Genomic DNA, 25,850 nt, shown 5'->3' with positions numbered 1-25,850 from the left:
TGAACAAATCGCCTCAGTGAGGTTTGGAACCAGATATATCCTCGGAGGTCACCTTCGGGTTCTTGGACACCCTTCCAACCATCTTGGTTTTCGCGCCCGAAGGAGATGGGGGCGACTCCAAGACAGCAGGGAGCAGAAGTGAAATCGTCTCAGTGATTTGATCTGATTCTGGGGATTTGAGCAGCAATTGAAGACGATCGTACGCGTCTTTGAACGAAGGCCTCAGGTGTAGTGCAAATTTGTACTCATCGATCGCCTCGGCCGGCACTGCCTGTCCGCGCGTGATGGCCAGCTTGACCAATTCGTTTCCGAGACTTCGATGAACGCCAGGATTACTCGGATCTATCTCTATCGCGTCCAGCAGGAGTTGAATGCATTCATCTCTCCTTCGCGACACCGTCTGTAATTCGTCCGGAGTCAAGACCTTGCCGGACGTGGAAGTTTCAATATTATCGGCGATCTTGGAACTTGCGACTGCACTATTGATGATGTACTTCGTATCCATCGGATACTTTGGTCTGAGGCGATCCAACTGGCTTTTGATTGCGATCAGTTCGTTGGTCGAAGTGTTCTCGACGACCTTCGCCGCAGCCTCAACCGATTGCAGATTGTCTTCCATCGAACTTGCTGGCCCTGGAGACCTCCTGGCTTCTTTCGTTAGCGGCGTCCCTCGCCAGATCTTCTGTTCTTCCTCCTTTACTCTCTTGGAAACCGCATCCCCTTCTTGAACCCACCCGAATACCTCGGATGCCTGACTAGGTTTGTTCTCGTAGATGAACGTCGTCATTAGATAAAAGTAGGGAGCCATGTCCTGCGGCCGCGAGTTGAGCCACTCTTTAAATGCTTCTTCCGCAGCCGCGTCGGAAGCTTTCGAATCAATACTGCCCGCCATCTGTTCCTGAATCTCCTGCAGCAACGCCCTGCCGGCCAACTCCGGATCGGCAGAAGTGATCAGCTTGAACGTGGCCACTTGTATCGTTTCCGAAAGAGATTTCCCTTTAGGTACCGGAATATTCCATCCACTGCTACTCGTAGCGGTGGTCAACCGGACGCGCACGTCGCATACGTCGTTTTCACCCAGAACATCGCCAGTAATAATCCACTGCTCATAGCGAACGCGGTCATACAGCTTTAAAACATCATCAACCGAGATCCCATGCACAGTGATCCCATATGCAGTCTCCACCGGAATTCTGGGCCGCTGCGCCAATAGACCAAGAGCATTCTGATTGGTATTCACATTGCCATGAAAGTGCGCAGCCGCCGTTACAAGATCGTTGAGTTGATCGACAAAGATATCCTCGGCGTTCTTTCCGGTCATCCCGCATTTCTTCGCGATGTCAGACGCCTCTTCGAATGGCTGCACCACAATCATCGGCCTGGGATCTCGCTGCTTCTCCCAATACGCCACTCCCCACAGGACTATTGCCCCAACCGCAACAACAACAGCAGACAAAGCCGCGGCGTTCTTGATGAACGAGAACAAATGGGCGAGGAAGCCTTTAGGCGCTACATCTTCTTCCGTCTGCTTGGCAGTACTGGAATCTGAAGCCACCTTGATACCTCTTGCTCAGGCCTTGGAGGACAGTAGAATATCCGCAAGAGTAACTTTTCAACCACGGACAAGCAAGCTGTTTACGCTACTACGTTGAAGTTTCGTACGCTCGCCAAAACTGCAGATAGGCCACCTGCCGCGCCACATGGAAAAAGTCAGATCCAAGAAAATAAAGGATCGTCACCCCCACCCACCACCAGAACAGGAACTCCGGCGTCGTCACACTCTCAAACGGCAGCGGGGTCGCGGAAAACACCATCGCCAGTACAATCAACGCGATCTTTACGATCCCCATCACCAGGTTGATCTCCACCAGCTTCGACTTCAGCGGCCCCAGCCGAAATGCAGCTGCCAGACTCCCCCGCACACCCGACCCCTTCAACATCGCCATCAACGGCGCCACCGACAACGCCCAGCTCGCCACCGCCCACAGCGTAAACAGCCCCAGCGTCGCCACAATCACCAGCGAAAAATATCCCACGAGATTCGGCTCGCCACCCGCCGCAATCGGTCCAGTCACGGTCCACTCGGCCACCCGCTCCATACACCAGAACCAAACCGCAAAGCTCCCCAGCAACGCCACCACACGCACTGCCTGCAACACAATCAGCGTCCCAACACGCGAATGTAGCCGTTCATCGGCCCGCCTCAACACCACCGTCCGACCCACCGCCGACACCACCACCCAAGCCACGACCAGCAGCGGCGCCAACCACAACGCCACACCCAGCACCTGCGGCACCAGCAGCGCCAGCGCCTTCGCCAACGTCTGTGCAGACCCCAGTGGATCCACCACCGTCATACCCTTCAACGCCGCATAGTCCAACGGCGTAGCCTGCAAAATCTTCAGCCCTTCATACCGCAGCAACAACAGCGCAGGCACCCCATAAGCCCACCGCCAAAGCACCTCCAGCGCAGTCAGCGAAGGCCGCCGCCAGCACTCCGACAGCGTATGCACAAACGACTGCGTCCCCCGCACAGTCCCAGCTGCAACCACAATCCCATCCTGCGGCAACTCATTCACTACTTCACCACAAGATTCACAAGCTTACCCGGCACCACAATCACCTTCACCACAGTCTTCCCTTCAATCCGAGCCTTCACCTTCTCATCGGCAAGAGCCGCAGCCTTCACCGCGGCTTCGTCGCTGCCCGCAGGAACCTTCACCACAGTCACCAGCTTTCCATTCACCTGCACCGGAATCTCATCCTCCTCTTCCCGCGCAAGCTCCTCATTCACCGCCGGCCACTGCGTTCGAAACACCACTCCCTCGCCGCCAAGCTCCTCCCACATCTCCGCAGCAAAGAACGGCGCAAACGGAGCCAGCAACAAAATCAAACTGCGAAACACCTCGGCTACGGCATCAGGAGAGATCTCTCCCGCATCCATCGCCGCTTCGTTCGCAGTAATCTCGTTGACCAGAATCATGATCGAAGAGATCGAGGTATTAAAGTGCCAGCGCCCATCGAAGTCATGCGTAACCTTCGCAATCGTCTGATGCAACCGCCGCAGCAACGCCTGATCTTTCGGCCCGGTCGCGGTTCCCTTCGCACGAGCAACACCTGAGAACTTCGTCGTCAGCCGGTACACCTTCCCCAAAAACCGAGAGATTCCCGCGACGCCTTCTTCCTGCCACTCCAGATCACGATCCGGCGGAGCCGCAAACAGCGCGTACATCCTCGTCGCATCTGCTCCATACCGCGAAATCATGTCATCAGGCGAAACCACATTGCCCTTCGACTTCGACATCTTCGCGCCGTCTTTGATCACCATCCCCTGCGTAAACAGACGAGCGGCAGGCTCATCGTTCTTCACCAAACCAAGATCCCGCATCACCTTCGTCCAGAACCGCGAGTAGATCAGATGCAGAATCGCATGTTCCACTCCGCCGATGTACTGATCGATCGGAAACCAGTAGTTCGCTTTGTCCGAATCAAATGGCGCATCCGAATTCTTCGCATCCGCATAGCGGTAGAAATACCAACTCGAATCAACGAACGTGTCCATCGTGTCCGTCTCCCTGCGCGCCACGCCACCGCACTTCGGGCACTTCGCATTCACGAACTCCGGAATCCGCCCCAGCGGCGACCCGTTCGTCTGCGTAATATCCACTTGCTCCGGCAGTAAAATCGGCAACTCGCTCTCAGCCACCGGCAACGGCTCCTCCGGCGAGCACTTGTCGCAGTACACCATCGGAATCGGCGTTCCCCAGTACCTCTGCCGACTCACTCCCCAATCCTTGAGCCGATACGTAACCGTAGGAGTACCAAATCCCTTTGCCTTCGCGAACGCAGCCATCTTCTCCTGCGCCTCAAGACAGTTCTCCCCGGTCCACTCGCCGGAGTCGATCAGCACAGCCTCATCCTCGCCGGTGTAAGGCAACGCCAGATCATTTGTATCGACATTAGGAGCAATCACCGGTCGCAATGGCAGCCCATACTTCTGCGCAAACTCAAAATCCCGCTCATCATGCGCCGGCACGCTCATAATCGCGCCTGTCCCATAGTCCGCCAGAATGTAGTTCGCCACCCAGATCGGCACCCGCTCGCCATTGAACGGATTCACCGCGAACCTGCCCGTGAACACGCCATGCTTCTCAATCGCACCCAGTGCGTCTGACTCGCGAGCCACCTTCTGCTGCTCCAGCAACTCCTCAATCTGCACCCGCAGCGCGTCATCCTCCAGCGCAAACGCCTTCGATACCGCATGCTCTGGCGCAAGCTGCACTGAGGTCGCGCCAAAGATCGTATCCACCCGCGTAGTAAACACCGTGATCTTCGCATCACCATCCGCCACCGCGAAATCTACATGCGCACCCTCGCTCCGCCCGATCCAGTTCCGCTGCATCGTTCGTACCTTCTCCGGCCAACCCTCCAGTTTGTCGAGCCCGTCCAGAAGCTCATCCGCATACTTCGTAATCCGCAAAAACCACTGCGTCAGATCGCGCAACTCAACAACCGTATCCTCATGCCGCCAGCAGCGCCCGCCAATCACCTGCTCATTCGCCAGCACCGTGCAACACTCCGGACACCAGTTCACCTTGCTCTTCTTCCGGTACGCGAGGCCCTTCTCGAACATCTTCAAAAAGAACCATTGGTTCCACTTGTAGTAGTCCGGCAGACAAGTAGTGACCTCGGCGCCCCAGTCGTAGCCGTACCCCAACCGCTGCATCTGCTTCCGCATCGCCGCAATGTTCGAAAGCGTCCACTCCCGCGGCGGAACCCCGTTCTTCAACGCCGCATTCTCCGCCGGCAACCCAAACGCATCCCACCCCATCGGGTGCAGCACGTTGTACCCGCGCATCCACATATGCCGCGCCAGCGCATCGCCAATCGCATAGTTCCGCACGTGCCCGATGTGCAGCGCGCCGCTCGGATACGGCAACATCTCCAGGCAGTAGTACTTCGGCTTACCCGAATCGTGGCCCTCCGCCGCATACAGCGACGGATCCGCATCCCACCTCGCCTGCCACTTCGGCTCGATCTCAGCCGGGCTGTAACGCTGCGGCTGGTTTGGTTCCGCAGCAGTAGAACTCTCAATAATGTTCGCGGTTTTGCCGCTTATTTCGCTCGTTCGTGTCTCAGGCATACTTGTTTGATTGTACCCGTCCGGCAAACCTAAATCCTGCCTTCGGACGCCACTGCGCCAGTAACCTGTTCCACCATCACGGGAATCCTCTCCGGGAGGACGCTTGAATTCAGGGATCGGCTACTCAGCCGGGGCTCTTAGTGAGCCACAGCATGATTACACACCCACACGTCGTAGATCCCATCATTTCTATCGACGCGATAATTTTGAATGAAGGTTCTACGAAGGACATCGGGGAATACCCAGAGATCAAACGGCTTTTGAGAGAGTGGCACTAACCAGACATCATCTTTGCAATGTTTCATTTGGTTGAGGACGTTGATTGGAAACGGTAAATGCACGGTCTCAAAGCGCCCGGTATTGCCTTCAAGAGTATATGGCTGCCCTTTATAGACGAGCACGTAGCGGGGACTTGTCCTGTAATCGCCGTCAACGGAGCCGTAGCCCATTTGAATCGACGAACGTTCGCGGTAGAAAGCGAGATACCGGTCGATTGACTGCCGTGCGAGAGCTACGTCGTGAGTCATAAGAGATATCTTTACGTTTTGACAGGCGCGCGGAATGTCCACACAAGCAAACAGGGTGCATGCGACTGCGATGTAATAGATGGGAATCAACAGGTCGTTGGCGGAAACCTCCGACATGTCTCTCGACACGAGAGCCAGATAGACAACGATGGATGGAACAACATGCCAGAAATACCATGGACCAGAGCCATATTTCGACGTTAGCACTGCCAAAACAAGGCAAAGCACAATAAGAAGAAACTCGGGGAGCCTTCGTCTGAACGACATTCCGAAACGGCGCACGAACAGCTCCATCAGCACGCAGGGACTAATCAGGAATAGCGCGAATGGAATATTTCTCCGTAACTCCGCAGGAGAGAGGCCCTCGGAACGAGTAAATAACACCCATGAAACATAGTTATGTAATGAGATATTCGTAAGCGCGAAAGGCGCCAAAGCGGTTGCTATCGTTACGAGTGAAGTCGTGATGATTGCACGAAACCCGAATCTTCGATAAAGCAAAAGAAGCGGAAATAAGATAGCGGGTCCGGCGCTGATTTTAAGACCGATCATTACGCCGCCCATAATTCCTGTAAGAATTACCGCTGGAAGTTCTGCTGCAAGAGAGCTGCAGAGTATGGCAAGCGTCGCGAAGAGAACGATCCATATATCCGCACGGACGCCCAAAGAATTCTGAGGGAATTGCAAGAGTACGCTAAGCGGAAATACGAGCAACGCGATTGCCGTGAAAGCGGGAACAAACCTGCGGAGAAGAACATAAAATGCCGCACACAAGCCGAAATTCGCGATTACGACTGCGCCTCGAACTATCCAAAAGTGATCTACACCACCCGCGATCAGGACAACAGAATATATAAGGAACGTCACCGGACCATACATCAATGAGTAACTTGAATCAGGCGAGGCGGGCGGATTGTAAACGGGTAATCCACGAAGGCCCGCCGCAGAGATACTAAGAATATTGGATTCGTCTTGCTGGATCGTAAAGCAGCCCAACGAAGAGAGAACAATCGCCAGATATGCGAACAGGATAAGTAAACTTGCAGCAAATGCAAAGCGACGCAACACAGCAGAGCCATACCGTGGGGAAGTAGCCGAGCTCAGAAAAATGCCAAGCCTGGCTATGAGACAACCTGCAAAGAACCAAGCCAGTGGAATCTCTCTTATGTAGTGCGCGAGAAACAGCACTCGATTGTTTGAAGTGGGGGGAAGCAACATATGATTAAACCCTAAGCCATGAACCTGAATTGAGCGCAGAAAGGCGCGAGGAAGATATGCCGTCAGGAGACCTTGCGTGCCTTGAAACTGTTCTGGCTAGGCAAGTCTGAGACAACCCCACTCTCCTGGCTCTCATCGCCAGCATAACTTGACTCAATGCCCCTCAGCCCAGAAGAGTCAGAAATATCGATACCCACTTTGATTCATGCTCTGAATCAGAACGCCATCGAACCTCTTGCATCAACGCTGACTGATAGTCTCACCTGTAACTAAGCCAGACTTCCAAAGATTCGAGTGTGCGACATGAATAAGCGACAGTTCCTCAAAGGCTCCGGCTCCATCCTTACCGCCGCCATGCTCTCCCGCTTCGTCTCAGCCTCCGAGCAAGACACCGCCCACCAGACTGCGCCACGAACCAACTGGGCCGGCAATCTCACCTTCCACACCGACACTCTTTACCAGCCAAAAACTACCGAAGAGGTCCAGCACATCGTCAAAAGCTGCGACAAGCTTCGCGCCCTCGGCCGCGGTCACTCCTTCAACACCATCGCCGACAGCACCCACGCCCAAATATCCCTCAAGCAGCTCGACTCCATCGACATCGACGCCAAAGCCCGCACCGCTACCGTGGGCGCCGGTGTCACCTACGGCAAGCTAGCCCCCATCATCGACGCCCAGGGCTTCGCCGTTCCCAACCTCGCATCACTCCCACACGTCTCCGTCATCGGAGCCTGCGCCACCGCCACCCACGGCTCCGGCAGCAACAACGGCAATCTCGCCACCATCGTCTCCGGCCTCGAGCTCGTCACTGCCGACGGCACCCTCCACACTTTCTCCCCCGCCAAAGACGACGACAAGTTCCTCGGCCAGGTCGTCAACCTCGGCGGCCTCGGTGTCGTCACCAAAACCACCCTCGATCTCCAACCCACCTTCCAGGTCGCGCAGGTCGTCTACGAAAACCTCTCCTTCTCGCAACTCGAAAAGCATCTCGACGAGATCTTTCTCAGCGGCTACAGCGTCAGCCTCTTCACCGACTGGCAAAATCACCAAGCCACCCAAGTCTGGGTCAAACGCCGCCTCGAACCCGGAGCCACTTCCGTACAATTCGCCCCCGAGTTCTTCGGAGCAAAACGAGCCACGCAAAAACTCCACCCCGTCGCGGGCCACGCCGCCGAACCCTGCACCGAGCAACTCGGCGTCCCCGGGCCCTGGTACGAGCGCCTTCCCCACTTCAAGCTCAACTTCACTCCCAGCAGCGGCGCCGAAATCCAAACCGAATATTTCGTCCCACGCGAGCACGCTTACGAGGCCATCCTCGCCGTCGAACAACTCCGCGACCGCATCACCCCACACCTCTTCATCACCGAGCTCCGCACCATCGCCGCCGACAATCTCTGGCTCAGCATGGCCTACCAGCGCCCCTCCCTCGCCATCCACTTCACCTGGAAGCCCGAGTGGGACGCCGTCCAGGCCATCCTGCCCCTCATCGAAGAAAAACTCGCGCCTTTCAACCCCCGCCCCCACTGGGCCAAAGTCTTCACCCTCCCACCCGCAAAGATCCAGCACCAGTACCCCAAAATGCGCAACTACCAAGCCCTCCTCAAGCATTACGACCCACAAGGAAAGTTCCGCAACCAGTTCCTGGACACCAATATATTCAGCAGCTGAAATAGCAACGCGACTGTCCTAACACAGGCATCGTGTTACACATCATCCGGCTTCTCACCGAACTACTGTGCGACCACCGTTTCCTCTTGATGTTGTTCCACTACCTTGTAGCCTGCAGGAGCCGCAAAGACTGCAGGATCGGGCTCACCGAGACTCAAGTCTTCGAATTCGACCGTAGTTCGTCCACGCCTCGGATCGTCGTCGACGAGAATCACAGTCAGACCCAGTTCCTTCGAGGTCCATTGCTCATTGATCACTTCCAGCGGCAGGTCATTTCCTTCTTCCCCCGCAGGAATCGTCCGAACCGTCCTCATCCCTTCAGCCAAAACTCCAGCAACTGTTTTGCTCCCCAGATTCTCAACCCGAACCTCGTCGTGTCTTTGCGTTTTCGCCGCTATCTGCGATCGCTTCGTCTGCTCCGCCGCCTCTTCCGCGGTCGGCTGCTTATGATTTGGTATCGACATGCGATGGACGTGAGCAATCTTCGGCATGAAATCGCCTACCTGCCAATACATTATGGTGCTCGTCGTTGGATCGGCGACAGTGACCGACAGCGCTTGTTTTGGCTGGCCGTCCTCCCCGCGCGCGCATCCCATAGCCATCTCATTCATGGTTCTCCCTTTGGAGTCCCGCGCCTGATGAACCTTGTGGAATCCATGAACGGCGTTGCCGTCTGGGAGTTTTTGTTCGAAGCTTGTCTTCAAGGTGCCGCTATATGGAACGTCATTCTTGCTTTGCGTGCCTAAGCCCACGAAATTCATGACCCCGAACGTACATGGAACCGAACTCTGTGCACTGGCTATTGTCCCTGAGACTAGTAACGCTGAAATCGCAGCGATCGTCACACGCCAAGCGTTCACTCGCATCGTATCCCTCGATCGAATTCCAGGATGCTGAAGCGCATCTAGCCTAGCAAGCTCCCCCCGGGGAGGCAACTAGATTCCCAAACAAAATAAACCTCATCCCGCAGCCAGCGTCCGCAACACCCCCACATTCCGCGCCTCATCCCCCGGAGCATCCACCGGCGTCTCCGCAATAAACACCGCATGCCCAAACCGCTCATCATGCAGTAGCCGCCGAAACACCTCCGCCCCAATCGTCCCCTCACCAATGTGCTCATGCCGGTCCAGCTTCGATCCCATCGCCGCCTTCGCATCATTGCAGTGCCACACCTTCACATCGTCGAACCCAACCGTATCGCGCACCAGCAACATCGTCTCGGTATAACCATCCGGCGACACAATGTCATACCCCGACACATGCACGTGGCACGTGTCCAGACAAACCCCCACCGGCGCACAAGCCTTCAGCCGCTCCACCAACTCCGCCACCTGCTCCAGCTTCGCCCCCAGCGAAAACTCCGCCCCCGCCGTGTTCTCAATCAAAATCTTAAAATCCTTCCCCTGCCAGGCCACGCCATCAATCGCTTTCTCAATCGACTCCGCCGCCAGCCGCAAGCCTTCCTCCCGCGTCAGTCCCTTCCAGCTCCCAGGGTGCAGCACCAGATATTCCGCCCCCAGCGCCAGCGCCCGCTCCACCTCCCCACGAAACGCAGCCACGCCATTCACGCGCACGCTCTCCGTCTGGCTGCAAAGATTAATCAGATAACTAGCATGAATCGCCACCGGGCCCACATCATGTTTCGCCCTCAGCTCCCGCATCTTCTTCGCATCCTCCGGCTTCACCGCAGCCGCTCGCCACTGTCGCGGACTCGAAGAGAAAATCTGAAACGTATTCGCTCCCGCCGCCACCGCCCGCTCCACCGCGGTCCACGTTCCCCCCGCCGTCCCCACATGCACGCCAATCCGCTTTTTCGCTGAAATCTTCATCCCTCAAGGCTACCCCACCCGCAGCCCGAAGCGCGCCTGCATCACGCCCAAATGCTATGCTGACCCCGGCCATTATTCTGTGCAAAGAGGACGCCCCAATGCCAGCACCGCAAAATTTTACAAACCACACGCGCTACCATCCGCCCTTTCACTTCGTCATCATTCCCCTGCTCATCCTCAATCTCATCTTTGCCATCTACATCACCGTCCACAACTGGCCTGGCTACCAGCACACTCATCTCTGGAACATCGTCATGGCTATCGTCTTTCTCCTGATGGCCGGCAACGCCCGCGAGTCAGCTATGAAAGCCCAGGACCGCGTCATCCGCCTCGAAGAGCGCCTCCGCCTTCACGCGTTGCTCCCCGAAGCCGACCGCGCCCACATCGACGAGCTCACCACCCGACAGCTCATCGCCCTCCGCTTCGCCTCCGACGACGAACTCCCCGAACTCGCCCACCGGGCCCTCACCAAAAACATGGAGCCCAAGGCCATCAAGCAGGCCATCGTCAACTGGCGCGGCGACCACCACCGCATCTAGTCCCCGCCCCAAAGAAAAGAGGCGGCCAATAATCTGGCCGCCTCTCACAATCACCTATCTTCGAAGATCAGTATCCAACAGAAAACGAAGCCCGTTCATGCGCCGGCTTCTCAATCTCGTCTACTAGTGCAATCGCATAGTCCGCGAAAGAGATTTTGCTCTCCCCCTTTGCATCTGAGATCAGCTCCTTCGTCCCCAGCCGAAACTTACCCGTCCGATCTCCCGGCACGAAATACGCTGCTGGGCTCAGATACGTCCAGTTGATGTCAGATTTCCGCAGCACCTCCAGCGCCTTCTCATGCGAAGTTGCGATCGGCAAATACTCCGCCGGAAGGTGTCCCGACTTGATCAGCGTCACTCCGGGCGCAACCTCCAACAATCCCGCGCCGCCAACCACCAGCAGCCGTTTTGCGCCGGCCTTCTTCACCGCGGCAATCTCTCGCTCCGTCACACCAACAATCGCATCCGTATCGTTCGCAGGGGGAGCATACGCGCTCACCACAGCATCAGCGCCCGTAACAATCGCAGCGATCGCATCCACTTTCGAGAGGTCATCCGCCTTGGCAGTCACTCCCTGCTCTGCCTTGATCGAATCCACCTTACGCGCCACCGCAGTCACTTTATGTCCGCGCCGAAGCAGCTCCTTCACAATCTCCTTGCCCGAGTTTCCTGTCGCTCCATACACCACAACGTTCATCGCAACCTCCTGTGACGCCTAAATCGAACCTACTCCAAACGTCAGATGCGGCCCGACACCCAGTCGAGCCGCATACATTCCGAAATTCTTAAGCCGCTGCAAACTGTGAACGAATCGCCTCGAAGTGCGGCTGCAGGAAAGTCGCACGATCCGTCTGGCCCTGCATCAGTGCAGCTGCTCCACCAGCCGACAGGAAGGTCGTATCCGTCACGCCCAGGAAGCCAAACACGTCACGCAGATAAGGCTCGACGTGATTGAACGAGGCCATCTGCGTCCCCGCATCATACGCGCCACCTGTCGCAACCAGGAACGTAGCTCTCTTCCCGATCAGCAAGCCCTTCGGCGCTCCGCTTGCATAAGAAAAGGTCTCGCCGACCCGCGCAATCTGGTCGATCCAGAGCTTGAGCACCGCAGGCACTCCGAAGTTGTGCATCGGCACGCCAAGAACATACTCATCGGCAGCCCTTAGCTCGGCAAGCAGAGTGGCAGAGAGCACAAGCGCCTCGGTCTGCTCCGCACTACGCGCATCCTTCGGTGTATACGCCGCGCCAACCCACGCAGCATCGATCGTCTTCAAATTGCTGGCGGCAAGGTCACGGATAATCACCTTCCCGGTTGGGTTCGCCTTCTTCCAGTTCTCAACAAATTCACTGGTCAAACCGCGAGAGACGGACGTTTCAGAAAATGGGCTCGAATTCACAACAAGTAATGTGGGCATGGCGAAATCTCCTATACAACATCTGACGTTTAAACAACTGGTGTCGATTCATAAAAACACGACATATGTCGTTTAAGCAACCAAGTGTCGTCAAATTCTTGTAAACTGTTACTACTCCAATGTCCGCGTCCACCGCAAAACCCGCTCAAGGGATTACCGATCAGGACATCGCAGAAGCCGCGACCAGGGCGAACCATCTGGCCTCCGCATCCGCAACCCTTGCCGAAATCCCCGAACTGATGCCCGAGAAATCGGTGGATCCACGCATCCTGCGAACCCGCAAGCTGCTCCAGCAGGCTCTCGTCAAGCTGATGGAAAAGAAGGAGTTCGACGCCATCTCCGTTCAGGACATAGCCGAGGAAGCGACCATCAACCGCGCCACCTTCTACGACCACTACACCGACAAGTTCGCGCTGCTAGAGTGCACCGTCGGCTCCCGGTTCATGGAGTTGTTGGCCGAACGCGGCGTCACCTTCAACAACTCCTGCACAGAAGCCCTTAAAGCCTTCATCATCGGCGTCTGCGACTTCATCGCCTCCTCTCAACTCCCCTGTTGCGACCGGCCAGGACAGTTGGAACCCCACATGGAGTCGGCCATCATCGCCGTAGTCCGCCGTATGCTCCTCGAAGGCCTCGAAAAGCACCCCACCAACGAGCCCATCTCCCCCCAGATGATCGCGACCACTGCAAGCTGGGCCATCTACGGCGCCGCCAGGGAGTGGGCACAAACCCCCAATCGCCCGCTTTCCACAGACATCGTCGACACCATCGTCACCCTTGTCTCCCCGGTCCTCGCCCTCGCCGAAACCACGCCGCACGCCCCATCGCAGCCTGGCCCATCTGGCCGTTAGGGGCGGAGGCACCGGAATAGCCGCCAGAAACTGTGCCCTGTTCAATTAGTAACAAAAACAGTTACCAATACAGATTGGCACATTCCCGTACGAATACCGCGGCCAGTAGGCTCTTACTTGTGGCCGCTGCTCCCCGAACTCCCCGAAGACCCGCCGCTCGCCGACGAAGCGCCCAGGCTATGAGAGGCCCCCGATGACACCGAAGATCCCCCAGACGATCCCGATCGAAATGCCGGAGCATTCGATGTACTCTCACTCTGAATCGGCGCTCCCGCCCGCAAGGTAACCGGCCCGCCGTTCCCACTGCGACTCGACGTCATGAACCCCGCGGAAGGCGGGGCGGCATAGACCTGCATGTTTGCCGATCCGTGCTGCTCCACATGGGTCGAAATCTTGTTCAAGCTTCCCAGCGATCCCCTCGGCACGCCCAACCCCGCCGAGTTCTTCTGGAACACAAAATTCCCCGGCTTCTCTTCCTTGGAGAAGACCATTGGCATATTGTTCGCAAGCACCAGCGAACCCGCGCCCACGGTCGGCGCCTGCGGCGAAGCAGCACGCACAGGCGAGTGCACCCCGGTTCCAACCAGCCCACTTGCTACACCACCACCGCTCGCAACATTGTTCAATCCATTAAACGCGCCACCCGGCTGCCATCCCCACCCATATCCAGGAAAGAACGACCACGTGCCCGTGTGATACGGCAGCCATCCCCACGGATACGGCGACACCCACGAGTAGCCCACGCCCGGATATTGCGCCCACACGCCATTGCAGTACGGATTCCATCCTGCGCCCACCAGATACGGCTGCCAGAACGATCCAAACGCTCCGCCATTGATAAAGTTCCCGTAGTAGTTCAGGTCGCTCAAGCCATAGGTAGCGCCCCCGGCCACCATCGCGTTCGCCTGCGAGTAGCGCGCATGATAGTCGTTCGCCTCCTTATCCCACGCGTCGTACCCCTCTTCCTCGATCTTCTTCGCAATAGCCACCTGCTCTCCACGCAGCGTCAGCGACTCCTTCTTCGTCAACAGCGTCGTCTCCGAGCCGTGCTTCACCTCCACGCTTCCGTTGAAGACCGAGACCACCGTCTTCCCGTCTTCCACCGTCATTCGCATATGCGTCGACGGCGAAACCGTCATCGTCTCGTCTCCCGCCCGCACCACAAACTCATTCCCCTTCGTGCCCTCGAGGTTCACATACACCATCCCCCGCACTACCTGTATCGTCGAGGCCTTCGCTCCCGAGCTGCGCAGCGCCAGCAGCGGAAACTCCACCAGCGAGTTCGGCGTCACGCGCAGCGTGCTGTTGTCCTCAAACTCCACCTCAGCATATCCATCGGCGGTCCGAAGTCTCTGGCCTTGAACAATCGGCATATTCGGCATCGTCTGTTCAAAGCCATTGCCTGTCTTACGATCGAGCGAAAGCGTTCCCTTCACATCACTCAGCCGCACAATCCTCACGTGCGAATCGCCCGGCCGCGCTCCATTATCTACGGGCACGCTGGCCGCTGGTACACCAGCCGTCGGTGTAACAGCTGCCGGAACCTGAGCCGCCGGCACATCAGCCGTCGCCACCTGCGCAGTCGATGCAGAATCCCGATCTAAAGGGTTACTTTGCTCCCCGGCCGCTCCACTCTGTGCTCCCGCGGCCACAACTCCCGCAGAAAACGTCATCGCCAGAAACACTCCGTATCCGAACCCGATCCTCATCACAGGCCTCCCAATAACCAGAGCAGTTGCAACTTCAAGTGCCGGAAGTATACGTCCGCGACTATTGCGATGGCTTCACCAAAACCCAAATAGCGTAGCCTTTTTTCGTCTCGATCCTTGAAAGCAAATCGCCACGGCAATACGCTTCCACGCCTCGACAAACCCGCCGCCTGGCTAAATCATCGAAGAAATGGAGTTGCGACCGAATCTGGGCTGAAGCCGAAAGTTGTCCTAACGGACAGTGACCGTGGTCGCTACGTCCACGTTTCCCCGAATCGCATTGGAATAAGGGCAAACCTGATGCGCGCGGTGTACGAATCCCTCTCCCGTCGCCTGATCAACCCCGACCAGGGTCACAGAGAGAGCCGCCGACAGGACAAAGTTCCCCGCTTCATTGCGGCTGATGCCAATCTCTGCTACGACCTCGACCTGGTCGTCGGTGAAATGATGTCTGGCCTCTCGACTCACCCGCAACAAAGCGTTCTCAAAGCAAGCTGCGTATCCTGCCGCAAACAACTGTTCAGGATTCGTTGCACCTCCGCTCCCACCCAGAGCCTTTGGCAACGCCAGGCTGAGGTCCAGGAGCCCATCGTCACTCCGGATCGATCCATGACGGCCTCCCTTTGCCGTGACTTTCGTGGAATACAGTGGCGCCATACGTTTTGTCTCCTTGGAATATTCGTGCCATACCAGCGTACTTCCCATACGCCGACATAGCAGGATTAATCCGACAAAGAGGCTGTCAAGTTTACGAGAACCCCGTTTGCGTCCAGGTGGGCTGGACTTGTAAACACTGGCCGACTTTTCGGCCGTGTGGCAAGAGGCGCGTTTCTCACTGCTAATCGATTCGAAGGCAGTCAATAAGCGCGGCAAGCGCGGCAGGCTGATGCCGACGACTGGGATAGTAGAGGAAATAGCCCGGGAATGACGGGCACCATTCTTTCAAGACTTGAACCAGGCGCCCTTCTGCAATCAGGCTCTCAAGACTATCTTCCATCGCTGTCCCAATTCCTACTCCATCTAATACTGCCTGGATGACGAGGTCTGGATCATCAAACGATGCTGGCCCCTGGGGGTTGACCGTCAGCGACTTGCGACCCTTTTCAAACTCCCATCGGTAAAGGCCTTTGCTGAAGCGAAATCCGATGCACGAATGCTCCTTAAGGTCCTGCGGATGTTTCGGGATGCTGTTCTGCTGGAAGTACTCAGGAGATCCCACTACTGCGAGACGCAGCTCCTTGGTCACCCGGACGGCAATCATATCCCTCTGAATGAATTCGCCAAGCTGCACACCTGCGTCGTATTCTCCCGCAACAAGATCAACAGGGTCATTGGAGGACGTGACCTCCAACACGATCGCGGGATAGCTACGAGCAAACTGAGACAGCTTCGGCAAAATCACCGCCTTAGTCGCTGTCCGCGGGATGATAAGCCTTATCCGGCCCGACGGAGTTTCCCTCTGCTTCCGGGAATCCGCAAGGGCTCGCTCAATCCGTTCTAATGCGGGCGTCAGTTCCCGGAGAAGCGTCGTTCCCGCCGCAGTCGGAGAGACGCTTCGCGTTGTTCGCGCAAGCAATTGAAGTCCCAACCTTTTTTCAAGGCCGCGAATGGAATGGCTGAGCGCAGATTGAGAAATGCCCAGGCGCGCGGCGGCGCGCGTGAAGCTACGTTCTTCCGCCACCGTTGCAAACGCTGAAAGCTCTCCCAGGTCGTTCTTCATGATTCATGCATTCTACTCATAACTCTTTGAACCAGAGGCCATCTAGTCTCATAGAAGATGACTCCTTAGACTTATAGAAGTTGGAACAGTGCAAGGCTGAATCAGGAGAGATGATGCAAAAGCGCACACTAGGAAAGAGCGGCCTCGAAGTCTCAGCACTCGGCCTCGGCTGTATGGGTTTGACCTTCGGTCTCGGCCCCGCCACGGAAAAGTCCGAAGCCATCAAGCTCATCCGCGCCGCTGTCGAGCGCGGCGTGACTTTCTTCGACACCGCCGAAGTCTATGGCCCGTACGTCAACGAAGAAGTCGTCGGCGAAGCCCTTGCTCCCTTCCGCAAAGACGTCGTCATTGCCACCAAGTTCGGCTTCGAGCCCGATCCAAAGAATGATGGCAAATGGACCGCCACGAACAGCCGCCCCGACCATATCAAGAAGGTCGTCGAAGCCTCGCTCAAACGCCTGCAGACCGACACCATCGACCTTTTCTACCAGCATCGCGTCGACCCCAACACTGCCATCGAAGACACCGCCGGCGCCGTCAAAGAACTCATACAGGCAGGCAAGGTCAAACACTTCGGCCTCTCCGAAGCAGGTGCAAAGACCATCCGCCGCGCCCATGCCGTGCAGCCCGTCACCGCGTTGCAAAGCGAGTACTCACTCTTCTGGCGCGAGCCCGAACAATCCGTCATGCCCACACTTGAAGAGCTCGGCATCGGCTTCGTTCCCTTCAGCCCCCTCGGCAAAGGTTTCCTTACCGGCAAGATCGACGCATCCACCAAGTTCGACAGCTCCGATTTCCGTGCCATCGTCCCGCGCTTCAGCGAGGAAAACCGCAAGGCGAACCATGCACTCGTAGACGTAGTCACCAGGTTCGCGGAGCAGAAGAAAGCCACACCGGCACAAATCGCCCTCGCTTGGCTCCTCGCAAAGAAGCCGTGGATAGCCCCAATTCCCGGCACCACCAAGCTCTCGCGCCTCGAAGAAAATCTCGGCGGTGCCTCCATCGAACTCACTACGGAAGAGGTACACACTCTCGAAGCAGCCTCCTCGGCAATCAAGGTCGAAGGCGAACGCTACCCCGCAACCCACGCAAAGCTGATCGATCGATAACGCAAACTACGCTCAATCAAAACATGGAGAAACGAATCAACTCTACGTTTGAAAGCAAGTTCGCCCTGGTTACGGGAGCTGCGCCGAGGCTCGGCCTTGCAACGGCGAAAGCCTTCGCCGAAGCGAGCGCTTCCGTAGTGCAGGCCGACTGAGATGAAAAGGAAGTTCAGACCGCAGCGAAAGATCTCGCTAGCAAGTGCCGTAACGGTGCGAAGCAATCAGGAAAAGGGGACCTTATGTTTGAGCACAACGATCAAAAGTCTCGTCAAGGACTCACCCGGCGTGAGGTGATCCGGCTCGGGGCGGTTGCCGCTGCCATGCCGATGCTCGGGGATATCGCTGCGCTCTGCCAGGTACCCGCCGCTGCCCGCGCATCGGGGGAGTGGCGACAATATGCTGGCGATAAGGCCAGCACAAAATATTCCTCGTTGAATCAGATCACAGCAGACAACTTCAGCAATCTCAAAGTCGCCTGGACGTGGCGGTCCGTGGAAGAGGATCTCACCCAAGCTCACAATTTGAAGACGTGGGCTTGGGAAGCAACCCCGCTGATGATCGATGGGGTTCTCTACCTCACGACATCGCTCTCGCAGGCGGTAGCGCTCGATGCCGCGACGGGCAAGCTGCTCTGGGTCTATGACCCGGAGACCTGGAAGAACGGCGTGCCTTCCAACAATGGCTTCGTTCATCGCGGAGTCTCGTACTGGGCCGACGGTGACGACACACGCATCGTGTACGGTACGGGCGATGGCTACCTGATCTGCATCCATGCGAAAACAGGTAAACCTGTCGAGACTTTCGGTGATAAGGGCCGCATCGATCTGACACAGGGACTTGGTCGGCCCGTCGAGCGCAAGCTCTACGGTGTCTCCTCTCCGCCGGTCATCTGTCGCGATGTGATCGTCATGGGATCAAAGGTGAACGACGTTCCTCTCGCCGGACGCATGCCTCCGGGCGATGTGCGCGGATTTGATGTCAGGACCGGCAAACTAGTCTGGACATTCCACACCATTCCCCATACAGGGGAGTACGGCTACGGCACCTGGATTAACGGCTCTGCAGAGACGACCGGCTCCGCAAATCTCTGGTCGATGTTGAGCGCCGATGACGAACTCGGTTATGTCTATCTTCCGCTCACGTCTCCGTCTGACGATCACTACGGGGTAAACAGGCCTGGGAGTGGACTCTTCGGAGAGTGCCTGGTTTGCGTAGAAGCCACGACAGGCAAGCGTGTCTGGCATTTCCAGATGGCTCACCACGGGTTGTGGGATTACGATCTTCCGGCAGCGCCCAACCTGATCGACATCCACATCAACGGACGGCGTGTGAAGGCTGTGGCTCAGACCAGTAAAGAAGGCTTCCTGTACGTCTTCGATCGTGGGACCGGCAAGCCGATCTGGCCCATCACGGAACAGCCGGTTCCGCAATCGACGATCCCCGGGGAGCAAACCTCCCCGACACAACCCTTTCCGACCAAACCAGCCGCCTTCGACCGCCAGGGTGTGACCGAAGCTGACCTCACTGACTTCACACCGGAACTGCACGCGAAAGCTTTGGCGGAGTTGCAGAAGTATAACTACGGCCCATTATTCACGCCCGAGTCCCTTCAGAAGCCAACGATTGAGCTGCCCGGCATCGCGGGTGGCGCGAGCTGGTCCGGCGCCGCGTGCGACCCGGAGACGGGTATGTGCTATGTGTCTTCTGTGACGTTCCCGTATACAGCGGAACTGGTTCCATCATCCGTGCCGCACACGGGCTACATCGGCAAGATGAAACCTGTTCCCGATATCGATGGCGTGCCACTCTGGAAGCCTCCGTATGGACGTGTCACAGCCATTGATCTGAACACCGGAGACCACAGCTGGATGACTCCCGTGGGGGATCTCGCTGACGAAGTACCTGCCTTGAAGCAGCTCGGGCTGAAGAATCTCGGCCGCCCGGCTCGTGGACATCTGCTGCTCACGAAGACTGTTCTGATCATCGGCCAGGAAGGGACAACACAACGCGAAGGCGGCAGCCCTTCGGATGTGCCAAAGTTCAAAGTCGTGACACCGAACCTTGTCGCTTTTGACAAAGCCCTGGGGAAGCGCGGCGGCGAGGTGGCGTTGCCGCACAACGCAACTGCCGCGCCCATGACCTACATGCTTAGCGGCAAGCAATTCATCGTGGTCGCTACAGGTGGCGCGAACCTTCCGGCAGAACTAATAGCATTCACCTTATGATCCTGTCGTCGGCAAGTGGACGATAAAAAACCAGCTATCCCGAAAGGTTGAAACCGTATTGCCGACCATCCGGGAATTTATGGGGAGCAGAGTCCCTCAGGGTGATGCATGATGAGCTTGGCGCTTTTGTCCTTAGGCTCTTCACAAACTACGACCGTCTCCCCCACAAAAAGCGCGTAGACTCTCTCCACAAGCGATTTCGCAATCGCAAGTGCTGAAACGCGGTGGAAGTATGCGATTCCCGCTCTTGGTTCTGCACATCCTCGGTGGCACAATTGGTCTGCTAGGGGGCACCTTCGCCATTGCGGTTCGCAAAGGCGGCCGCCTGCATCGCGCTTCGGGAAACGTCTTCACGATTGCGATGCTGACGCTAGCCTCCAGCGGTCTGTGTCTCGCGATCCTCAAGTCTCAGCACGGAAACATCATCGGCAGCATCGTCACCTTTTACATGATCACGACTGCGTGGCTCGCGGGCCGACGAAGGAAGCTAGACCGGTATGATTGGGCGGCGCTACTCGTGGGCCTCGGTGGAGCAGCCGCCGTGATCACCCTTGGTGTCCAGACGCTCCACCATCCTGACAAAAACGCGCCTGCTGGCATGTGCTTCTTCTTCGGCGTAGTCCTCCTGCTTGCCGCCTCGGGAGACATCCGTATGCTCACTCGAGGCGGAATCGCCGGCCGACAGCGCATCACGCGTCACCTCTGGCGCATGTGCTTTGGACTCTTTATCGCCACGGGCTCTTTCTTCCTCGGCCAGCAACAGGTCTTTCCCGCTTTCCTACGCGGCTCTATCTTCCTGACCGTCCTCGCTGTCCTGCCCTTCCCCTTGATGATCTATTGGCTCTTCCGCGTTCGCTTCAGCAAGGCTTACAAAGTGCAACCCCCACCCACGCCAATACCTGCGACTCCTTGAAGCTTCCGACGCCTTAGGCATTCGCTGGGGCCTTCATCATTTCAAGTCGAACTTCGCTCCGGGGATCCCGTGGTGCCCGCAAAGTCACGTTCGCGGCAAGTTCAAGATCGAAGTTCTCATAACCACGTTTTTCGGGAAATAGCTCTGAGACAATAAGGCTTTCCGTACTGACAAACTAGAGGTAGACTCGCCGAGGCACAAAATTGCTCGGTTTATCCCCTGGGGAGTTCTTTGTACGATGCGCTTTTCTGCTTTGCTTTGTTTTCCCGCTTTGGCCATATCTTTCTTCCTTATTTCTCTTTGCACCATCGCTGCCGCCCAGAGCCCCGTCACCATCTCGCTCGCGCTCAGCTCTCCCACCCAGCCCGCTGCCACCCCCACCACTGCCACGGTCACTGCCGCTGACTCAGCCGGTCCCATTCGCTTCGGCATGGTCGATATTCTTGACGGCACCCAGAAAGTTCAGACCCTCCAACTCGTTAGCACCTCCAGGTCCGGCTTCACGCCGGGGACAGCCATCCTGCGTCACATCTTTGCGCCAGGAAGCCACCAACTCACCGCTGCCTTTCACGCCACCACCGCGGACGCCGCCGCCAACAGTTCTCCCGTCACGCTCACCGTCACCCCCGGCACCTACACCTCCACCAGTGCCCTTCGCTACGCCCAGACGATCGACTTCTCCGTCAACGACAGCTACAACGTGCTCACGGACGTCGTAGTTGCCGACTTCAACAACGACGGCATCCCCGACATCGCCACCGTGCAAGGCTACCCCAATGCCTTGGCCGTCTCGCTCGCCGACAAACCCGGCCATTTCCTTCCCCCCACTAACTTGCCGATTGCTTCCAACAACGACAACAGCTTCATCCACGTGTTCGCCGCCGATCTCGACGCCGACGGTCTTGTCGATCTCATCGTTACGGGCGGAGCCGACGACTATACCGTCTTCTTCCGTAACAATCCCGCGGCACCCGGCACCTTTCTTGCGCCAACCGAGCTCATCCCGGGCAAAGGAACTCCCATCGTCATCGCAGACTTCAATCACGACGGCCTGCCCGACATAGCCTACATCCAGGGAAATGCACTCTCCACGAACCCCAACAACATCACCGTTGCGCTCAACCAGCAGACCGCACCCGGCACCTTCCCCTCAAGCGTCACCAGTTCATCGTTTTCCGGCTACGACGTCGTTGGTCTCAATGCCGCGGACATGAACGGCGACGGCTTCCCGGACCTTGTCGTGCGTTGCGCGCCGTCGTATAACGGCAACCTGCCGGCAAGCGCCGACACGTGGGAGTTTATTGTCTTCCTGGCCGACCCAGCCCATCCCGGGCAGTTTCTCGCTCCCGCCTTTAGTAGCCCGCCCGCAGCCATAAACAGCATCGCGCTGCAGGATCTCAACCACGACGGCCTCCCGGACGTAGTGGTCTCAGGTACGGGTAGCTTCTTCTCCGTATACCTTGGAGATCCCGCCCATCCCGGCCAATTACTCGCGCCCCAGAACACCACAGCGCCCGGGAATCTGGCCTACCTCTACACCATCGCCGTTGGAGACATCGACGGCGACGGGACTCCCGATGTTATCGCCACGGATGGGGAAAACACGTTCCTCATCTTTCCCGGCAAAGGCGACGGTACTTTCCTCGCGCCCACTTCGCTGCTCGAAGGACTAACGGCACCCGCCTGGGACAACTCCGCAACCGTCCTCGCCGACCTCGATGGCGACGGTCTCAATGACCTCATTACCACCGAGTACGCCCAGAACACCGCCCAGATTTTCCTGCACAACACTCAGGCTATCGCTCCGACGCTGCAGACAGCCACTGACCTCCCGGTCTCCCCGTCATACGTTAACATCGCGTCGGGTACTCCGATCACATTCACCGTTACGGAGACAGCCTCCAGCGGTCAGCCCACCGGCTCCGTCGATCTCATCGACTTTGTCGGCTTTCCACCCTACACGGTCATCGCTACACTGCCACTCGTGGGCAATACCGCCACCTTCACCACGAGCTCCCTCACTGCCGGCGTTCACGGACCCGTCGCCGTCTTCCACGGTAACTCTCTCTATGCTCCCAGCCAGTCCGCAGGTCCGGTTCTGAATATTCTCCCGAGCCAATCGACAACTATCCAGTTGACAGCCACCCCCAACCCCGCCACATTCGGCCAGGCAGTCACGCTGCGCGCGACCCTGACTGGAAGCTATGGAACGCCGGTCGGCTCCGTCACGTTTATCGATTCGGGCCAGAACCTAGCCGGCGTGACACTGGTCAACGGTGTCGCCTCGTTCACTACTTCCATTCTTGCAGTGGGGTCTCACACCATCCAGGTCGGCTACCCCGGCAACTACGAAGGGCAATCGGAGACGTCCGCCCCAATCACGGTCACCATCACCGGCGCCCCCGACTTTTCCCTGTCGCTATCCTCCACCACTGCTACTATCACTCACGGCTCCGCCGCCACCACAACCATCTCCCTTACCCCTCTCAATAGCTTCTCGGCCGCGACCTCCCTCACCTGCACGGGTGCACCCGCCAACTCCACCTGCTCGATTTCTTCCCCCAGCGTCACACCTGCCGGTGCCGCCGCCACGGCCACCCTCACCCTACAGACCAGCGTCCAGTCCGCATCTCTGACACCCGGTCTGTCTCCCTTGAATCCAGGCGCGTCCACCCCAATCGTCGCTGGAACCCTGCCCCTCGGTCTACTTGCTCTCTTCTCCGCATGCCGCCGCAGAGTTCGGAGCGCCACCGCAAGACCGCGCCACCTCATTTGCGGGGGCTCGCTCTTTCTCGCCGTCAGCCTCCTTGCCAGCCTGGCCTCCGTCGTCGCCTGCGGAGGTTCCAGCGGCGGTGGCGGGTCCGCCGGTCCCCAAACCCTCTACCCCACCGCCGGAACCTACCCCCTCACCGTCACCGCTACTAGCGGCGCGACCATCCACACCACTACATTCACCGTTACCATCCAATAGATTCCTGATTCCAAGGCCTGAAAGTCGGGTTTCGGAAACTTGCTTGCATAGGTCCCGATAAATGCGCTTCTCTTCATTTGGACGATAAGTCGGCAAATCGGAGAAATACTTCCGGCTCTCAAACGCGCAATATCAGGCGATAAGCCTGTTGATGGCCACGACCGCATGAGGTCCTTACACAAGTGCCCGATTCGGAGACTCCATGTTTCACCACAGACCGTGACGAAAAACCCCTGTCAAGCCCCAAACCAGCAAATCCCCGCGCCGGACAAGCGGATTCGCATGGCGCATTAGCCCCACCTAATCCGATATACTTAGAACAGCAAGAAAACTGCAAAGGGGAAAAGCCTCCTTGCAGTTTTTTATTTAAACCCCAGTGGCAGAGGAGGAGCACAAAAACAAAAATAACTCATTTGTTTCCAATATTTTGCAAGCAACTCATTTGTAATGAATATTTTACAGACACACCCCACCCGCAAACCAATCAAAATAAAGGACATCGCTGCAAGATACCCCCTAAGAGGGAGGGGGGGAGGGGGCAGAATGTGAAACGCAACGGTCATCGCGAAAACAAAGAACGACAACGCACCACAAAAGAGCCACAAGCCACCACAGAAACGCCACAAGATGCACCCGCAGCAGCGCATGGTTCACCACGCAATTCGCCCAAACGCCCCTGCATTTCCGGCCAATGCGTTTTACCATAGAGGCATGACCGAAGTGGCAGATCAAGAACAGCAATCGACCGGACACACGTCCAAATACACCCGCAATAACCCCTTCCTCTCCACCGTGACCTACAACCGCCTCCTCACCGGCGAAGGCTCGGAGAAGGAGACCCGCCACGTAGAGCTTTCCATCGAAGAGGGCATGACCTACACCCCCGGCGACGCCGTCGGGATCGTCCCCGAGAACCGCGCCATCGCCGTAGCCCAGGTCCTCGAAGCCCTGCACTACACCGGCCGCGAGCGCGTCCTCGACCACTACAAGGTCGAAATCAGCCTTGAAGAGGCCCTGCGCACCCGCCTCGGCATCGGTAAGCTCGCCCGCGGCTCCGTGGGCCAGTACGCCAAGTTAGCTCCTAACATCGAAGGCCTCAAATGCCTCGTCGGCCCTGAAAACAAAGCCCGCGCCGAGGAGTACTGCTGGGGACGCGAGTTCGTGGACCTCGCCACCGACTTCCCCAAGGTAGTCACCGACCCCCAACAGCTCTTCAACATCCTCCAGCGCCTCACCCCCCGCATGTATTCCATCGCCTCCAGTCAGGCCATGCACAAGGACAGCGTCCAAACCACGGTCCGCGTCATCCGCTACGAGTCCCATGGCCGCGACCGGCAGGGGGTAGCCAGTGGCCACCTCGGCGACCGCGCCGGCGAAGGCACCACGATGCCCATCTTCCTCCACTCCAACAACAGCTTCCGCCTCCCCGAAGACACCTCCATGCCGGTGATTATGATCGGCCCCGGCACCGGCATCGCCCCCTTCCGCGCCTTCCTCGAAGAGCGCCAGGCCACCGGCCAGAAAGGCGACAACTGGCTCTTCTTCGGCGAACAACGCGAAGCCATGGACTTCCTTTACAAAGATCAATTCCAAGCCATGCACAAGGATGGCGTTCTCACCCGCCTCGACACCGCCTTCTCCCGCGACCAGTCCCGCAAAGTCTATGTTCAGGACCGCATGCAGGAGTGCAGTAAAGAGCTCTACGAGTGGCTCGAACGGGGAGCCTATTTCTACGTCTGCGGAGACGCCACCCGCATGGCCAAGGACGTAGAGACCGCCCTCCTCGACGTCATCGCCCGCGGCTCCAACGGCACCCTCGACCATGCAGCCGAGTACCTGGCAGCCATGAAAAAACAAAAGCGTTACCAGCGCGACGTCTACTAAAGTCCCCAGGCGGCGCCGCGCGCTTGCATCTGGACGCGAGCGCCGCCTGGGATTGAGTTTTTACTCATCGAATGAGGGCACCTTTGGGCCCGCCCCACATACCTCAAGAGTTCCTCTCAGCAACTATGGAAA

The 25,850-nt window shown here is 57.6% G+C and carries 20 protein-coding genes; 9 read left to right on the top strand and 11 right to left on the bottom strand.

Going from position 1 to position 25,850, the window contains the following annotated elements:
* Positions 1-13: 13 nt before the first annotated feature.
* From RBB77_RS07225 to RBB77_RS07210, 4 genes are all read right to left on the bottom strand, one after another.
* On the bottom strand, positions 14-1,555 hold the full coding sequence (locus RBB77_RS07225) for a hypothetical protein (RefSeq protein ID WP_353065997.1): 1,542 nt from the start codon (positions 1,553-1,555) through the stop codon (positions 14-16).
* 88 nt (positions 1,556-1,643) lie between these two features.
* Complete coding sequence (locus RBB77_RS07220) at positions 1,644-2,579, bottom strand: hypothetical protein (protein WP_353065995.1); 936 nt, start codon at positions 2,577-2,579, stop codon at positions 1,644-1,646.
* A complete protein-coding gene (leuS, locus tag RBB77_RS07215; protein ID WP_353065993.1) occupies positions 2,579-5,143 on the bottom strand; it encodes a leucine--tRNA ligase in 2,565 nt (854 codons plus the stop codon). The genes RBB77_RS07220 and leuS overlap by 1 nt, the downstream gene beginning before the upstream one ends.
* 137 nt (positions 5,144-5,280) lie before the next feature.
* Positions 5,281-6,888: a hypothetical protein gene (locus RBB77_RS07210; RefSeq protein WP_353065991.1), complete on the bottom strand. Its 1,608-nt coding sequence runs from the start codon at positions 6,886-6,888 to the stop codon at positions 5,281-5,283.
* 303 nt (positions 6,889-7,191) lie between these two features.
* Here RBB77_RS07210 and RBB77_RS07205 point away from each other — a divergent pair, with 303 nt between their 5' ends.
* Positions 7,192-8,556, top strand: a complete 1,365-nt coding sequence (locus RBB77_RS07205) for an FAD-binding protein (RefSeq protein ID WP_353065989.1) — start codon at positions 7,192-7,194, stop codon at positions 8,554-8,556.
* 62 nt (positions 8,557-8,618) lie between these two features.
* Here the strand turns inward: RBB77_RS07205 and RBB77_RS07200 are convergent, their stop codons facing one another.
* Both RBB77_RS07200 and RBB77_RS07195 read right to left on the bottom strand, forming a co-directional pair.
* On the bottom strand, positions 8,619-9,167 hold the full coding sequence (locus tag RBB77_RS07200) for a hypothetical protein (RefSeq protein WP_353065987.1): 549 nt from the start codon (positions 9,165-9,167) through the stop codon (positions 8,619-8,621).
* A gap of 348 nt (positions 9,168-9,515) precedes the next feature.
* On the bottom strand, positions 9,516-10,385 hold the full coding sequence (locus RBB77_RS07195; protein ID WP_353065985.1) for a deoxyribonuclease IV: 870 nt from the start codon (positions 10,383-10,385) through the stop codon (positions 9,516-9,518).
* Between the two features lie 98 nt (positions 10,386-10,483).
* Here RBB77_RS07195 and RBB77_RS07190 point away from each other — a divergent pair, with 98 nt between their 5' ends.
* Positions 10,484-10,924 carry a DUF6526 family protein gene (locus RBB77_RS07190; RefSeq protein ID WP_353065983.1) on the top strand — a complete coding sequence of 147 codons (441 nt, stop codon included), beginning with the start codon at positions 10,484-10,486 and terminating at the stop codon, positions 10,922-10,924.
* A 67-nt stretch (positions 10,925-10,991) separates the two neighbouring features.
* Here RBB77_RS07190 and RBB77_RS07185 read toward each other — a convergent pair whose 3' ends face one another.
* The gene (locus RBB77_RS07185) at positions 10,992-11,621 is read right to left on the bottom strand and encodes an NAD(P)-dependent oxidoreductase (protein ID WP_353065982.1); all 630 of its coding nucleotides are present in this window, start codon (positions 11,619-11,621) and stop codon (positions 10,992-10,994) included.
* Between the two features lie 88 nt (positions 11,622-11,709).
* A complete protein-coding gene (locus RBB77_RS07180) occupies positions 11,710-12,339 on the bottom strand; it encodes an FMN-dependent NADH-azoreductase (RefSeq protein WP_353065980.1) in 630 nt (209 codons plus the stop codon).
* Positions 12,340-12,458: 119 nt separating this feature from the next.
* On the opposite strand from RBB77_RS07180, the gene RBB77_RS07175 reads away from it, so the two are divergent.
* Entirely contained in the window at positions 12,459-13,190 is a 732-nt protein-coding gene (locus tag RBB77_RS07175; RefSeq protein WP_353065978.1) for a TetR/AcrR family transcriptional regulator, read from the top strand.
* 113 nt (positions 13,191-13,303) lie between these two features.
* On the opposite strand, the gene RBB77_RS07170 is transcribed toward RBB77_RS07175, so the two are convergent.
* From RBB77_RS07170 to RBB77_RS07160, 3 genes are all read right to left on the bottom strand, one after another.
* The gene (locus tag RBB77_RS07170) at positions 13,304-14,899 is read right to left on the bottom strand and encodes a FecR family protein (protein ID WP_353065976.1); all 1,596 of its coding nucleotides are present in this window, start codon (positions 14,897-14,899) and stop codon (positions 13,304-13,306) included.
* A gap of 231 nt (positions 14,900-15,130) precedes the next feature.
* Complete coding sequence (locus RBB77_RS07165; RefSeq protein ID WP_353065974.1) at positions 15,131-15,556, bottom strand: organic hydroperoxide resistance protein; 426 nt, start codon at positions 15,554-15,556, stop codon at positions 15,131-15,133.
* 181 nt (positions 15,557-15,737) lie between these two features.
* The gene (locus RBB77_RS07160) at positions 15,738-16,619 is read right to left on the bottom strand and encodes a LysR family transcriptional regulator (RefSeq protein ID WP_353065972.1); all 882 of its coding nucleotides are present in this window, start codon (positions 16,617-16,619) and stop codon (positions 15,738-15,740) included.
* Positions 16,620-16,732: 113 nt separating this feature from the next.
* Here RBB77_RS07160 and RBB77_RS07155 point away from each other — a divergent pair, with 113 nt between their 5' ends.
* From RBB77_RS07155 to RBB77_RS07130, 6 genes are all read left to right on the top strand, one after another.
* Positions 16,733-17,728, top strand: a complete 996-nt coding sequence (locus RBB77_RS07155; RefSeq protein ID WP_353067590.1) for an aldo/keto reductase — start codon at positions 16,733-16,735, stop codon at positions 17,726-17,728.
* Positions 17,729-17,751: 23 nt separating this feature from the next.
* Positions 17,752-17,880 carry a hypothetical protein gene (locus tag RBB77_RS07150; protein ID WP_353065970.1) on the top strand — a complete coding sequence of 43 codons (129 nt, stop codon included), beginning with the start codon at positions 17,752-17,754 and terminating at the stop codon, positions 17,878-17,880.
* An 84-nt stretch (positions 17,881-17,964) separates the two neighbouring features.
* The gene (locus tag RBB77_RS07145) at positions 17,965-19,950 is read left to right on the top strand and encodes a pyrroloquinoline quinone-dependent dehydrogenase (RefSeq protein ID WP_353065968.1); all 1,986 of its coding nucleotides are present in this window, start codon (positions 17,965-17,967) and stop codon (positions 19,948-19,950) included.
* A gap of 232 nt (positions 19,951-20,182) precedes the next feature.
* Positions 20,183-20,863 (top strand): hypothetical protein, encoded by a 681-nt coding sequence (locus tag RBB77_RS07140; RefSeq protein WP_353065966.1) that lies wholly within the window; start codon positions 20,183-20,185, stop codon positions 20,861-20,863.
* Positions 20,864-21,101: 238 nt separating this feature from the next.
* Positions 21,102-23,834 (top strand): FG-GAP-like repeat-containing protein, encoded by a 2,733-nt coding sequence (locus tag RBB77_RS07135; RefSeq protein ID WP_353065964.1) that lies wholly within the window; start codon positions 21,102-21,104, stop codon positions 23,832-23,834.
* A 711-nt stretch (positions 23,835-24,545) separates the two neighbouring features.
* Positions 24,546-25,718 carry a diflavin oxidoreductase gene (locus tag RBB77_RS07130; protein ID WP_353065962.1) on the top strand — a complete coding sequence of 391 codons (1,173 nt, stop codon included), beginning with the start codon at positions 24,546-24,548 and terminating at the stop codon, positions 25,716-25,718.
* Positions 25,719-25,850: the final 132 nt, after the last annotated feature.

The sequence above is a fragment of the Tunturibacter psychrotolerans genome (assembly GCF_040359615.1).
In the GTDB taxonomy this organism is placed as follows: domain Bacteria; phylum Acidobacteriota; class Terriglobia; order Terriglobales; family Acidobacteriaceae; genus Edaphobacter; species Edaphobacter psychrotolerans.
This window is presented reverse-complemented; position numbering and strand designations above follow the sequence as displayed.

What these genes read in the sequence shown, in the direction of transcription:
- leuS (WP_353065993.1), bottom strand. Translation starts at nt 5,143, where the DNA reads ATGCCTGAGACACGAACGAGCGAAATAAGCGGCAAAACCGCGAACATT.
- RBB77_RS07210 (WP_353065991.1), bottom strand. Translation starts at nt 6,888, where the DNA reads ATGTTGCTTCCCCCCACTTCAAACAATCGAGTGCTGTTTCTCGCGCAC.
- RBB77_RS07205 (WP_353065989.1), top strand. Translation starts at nt 7,192, where the DNA reads ATGAATAAGCGACAGTTCCTCAAAGGCTCCGGCTCCATCCTTACCGCC.
- RBB77_RS07200 (WP_353065987.1), bottom strand. Translation starts at nt 9,167, where the DNA reads ATGAATGAGATGGCTATGGGATGCGCGCGCGGGGAGGACGGCCAGCCA.
- RBB77_RS07195 (WP_353065985.1), bottom strand. Translation starts at nt 10,385, where the DNA reads ATGAAGATTTCAGCGAAAAAGCGGATTGGCGTGCATGTGGGGACGGCG.
- RBB77_RS07190 (WP_353065983.1), top strand. Translation starts at nt 10,484, where the DNA reads ATGCCAGCACCGCAAAATTTTACAAACCACACGCGCTACCATCCGCCC.
- RBB77_RS07185 (WP_353065982.1), bottom strand. Translation starts at nt 11,621, where the DNA reads ATGAACGTTGTGGTGTATGGAGCGACAGGAAACTCGGGCAAGGAGATT.
- RBB77_RS07180 (WP_353065980.1), bottom strand. Translation starts at nt 12,339, where the DNA reads ATGCCCACATTACTTGTTGTGAATTCGAGCCCATTTTCTGAAACGTCC.
- RBB77_RS07175 (WP_353065978.1), top strand. Translation starts at nt 12,459, where the DNA reads ATGTCCGCGTCCACCGCAAAACCCGCTCAAGGGATTACCGATCAGGAC.
- RBB77_RS07170 (WP_353065976.1), bottom strand. Translation starts at nt 14,899, where the DNA reads ATGAGGATCGGGTTCGGATACGGAGTGTTTCTGGCGATGACGTTTTCT.
- RBB77_RS07165 (WP_353065974.1), bottom strand. Translation starts at nt 15,556, where the DNA reads ATGGCGCCACTGTATTCCACGAAAGTCACGGCAAAGGGAGGCCGTCAT.
- RBB77_RS07160 (WP_353065972.1), bottom strand. Translation starts at nt 16,619, where the DNA reads ATGAAGAACGACCTGGGAGAGCTTTCAGCGTTTGCAACGGTGGCGGAA.
- RBB77_RS07155 (WP_353067590.1), top strand. Translation starts at nt 16,733, where the DNA reads ATGCAAAAGCGCACACTAGGAAAGAGCGGCCTCGAAGTCTCAGCACTC.
- RBB77_RS07150 (WP_353065970.1), top strand. Translation starts at nt 17,752, where the DNA reads ATGGAGAAACGAATCAACTCTACGTTTGAAAGCAAGTTCGCCCTGGTT.
- RBB77_RS07145 (WP_353065968.1), top strand. Translation starts at nt 17,965, where the DNA reads ATGTTTGAGCACAACGATCAAAAGTCTCGTCAAGGACTCACCCGGCGT.
- RBB77_RS07140 (WP_353065966.1), top strand. Translation starts at nt 20,183, where the DNA reads ATGCGATTCCCGCTCTTGGTTCTGCACATCCTCGGTGGCACAATTGGT.
- RBB77_RS07135 (WP_353065964.1), top strand. Translation starts at nt 21,102, where the DNA reads ATGCGCTTTTCTGCTTTGCTTTGTTTTCCCGCTTTGGCCATATCTTTC.
- RBB77_RS07130 (WP_353065962.1), top strand. Translation starts at nt 24,546, where the DNA reads ATGACCGAAGTGGCAGATCAAGAACAGCAATCGACCGGACACACGTCC.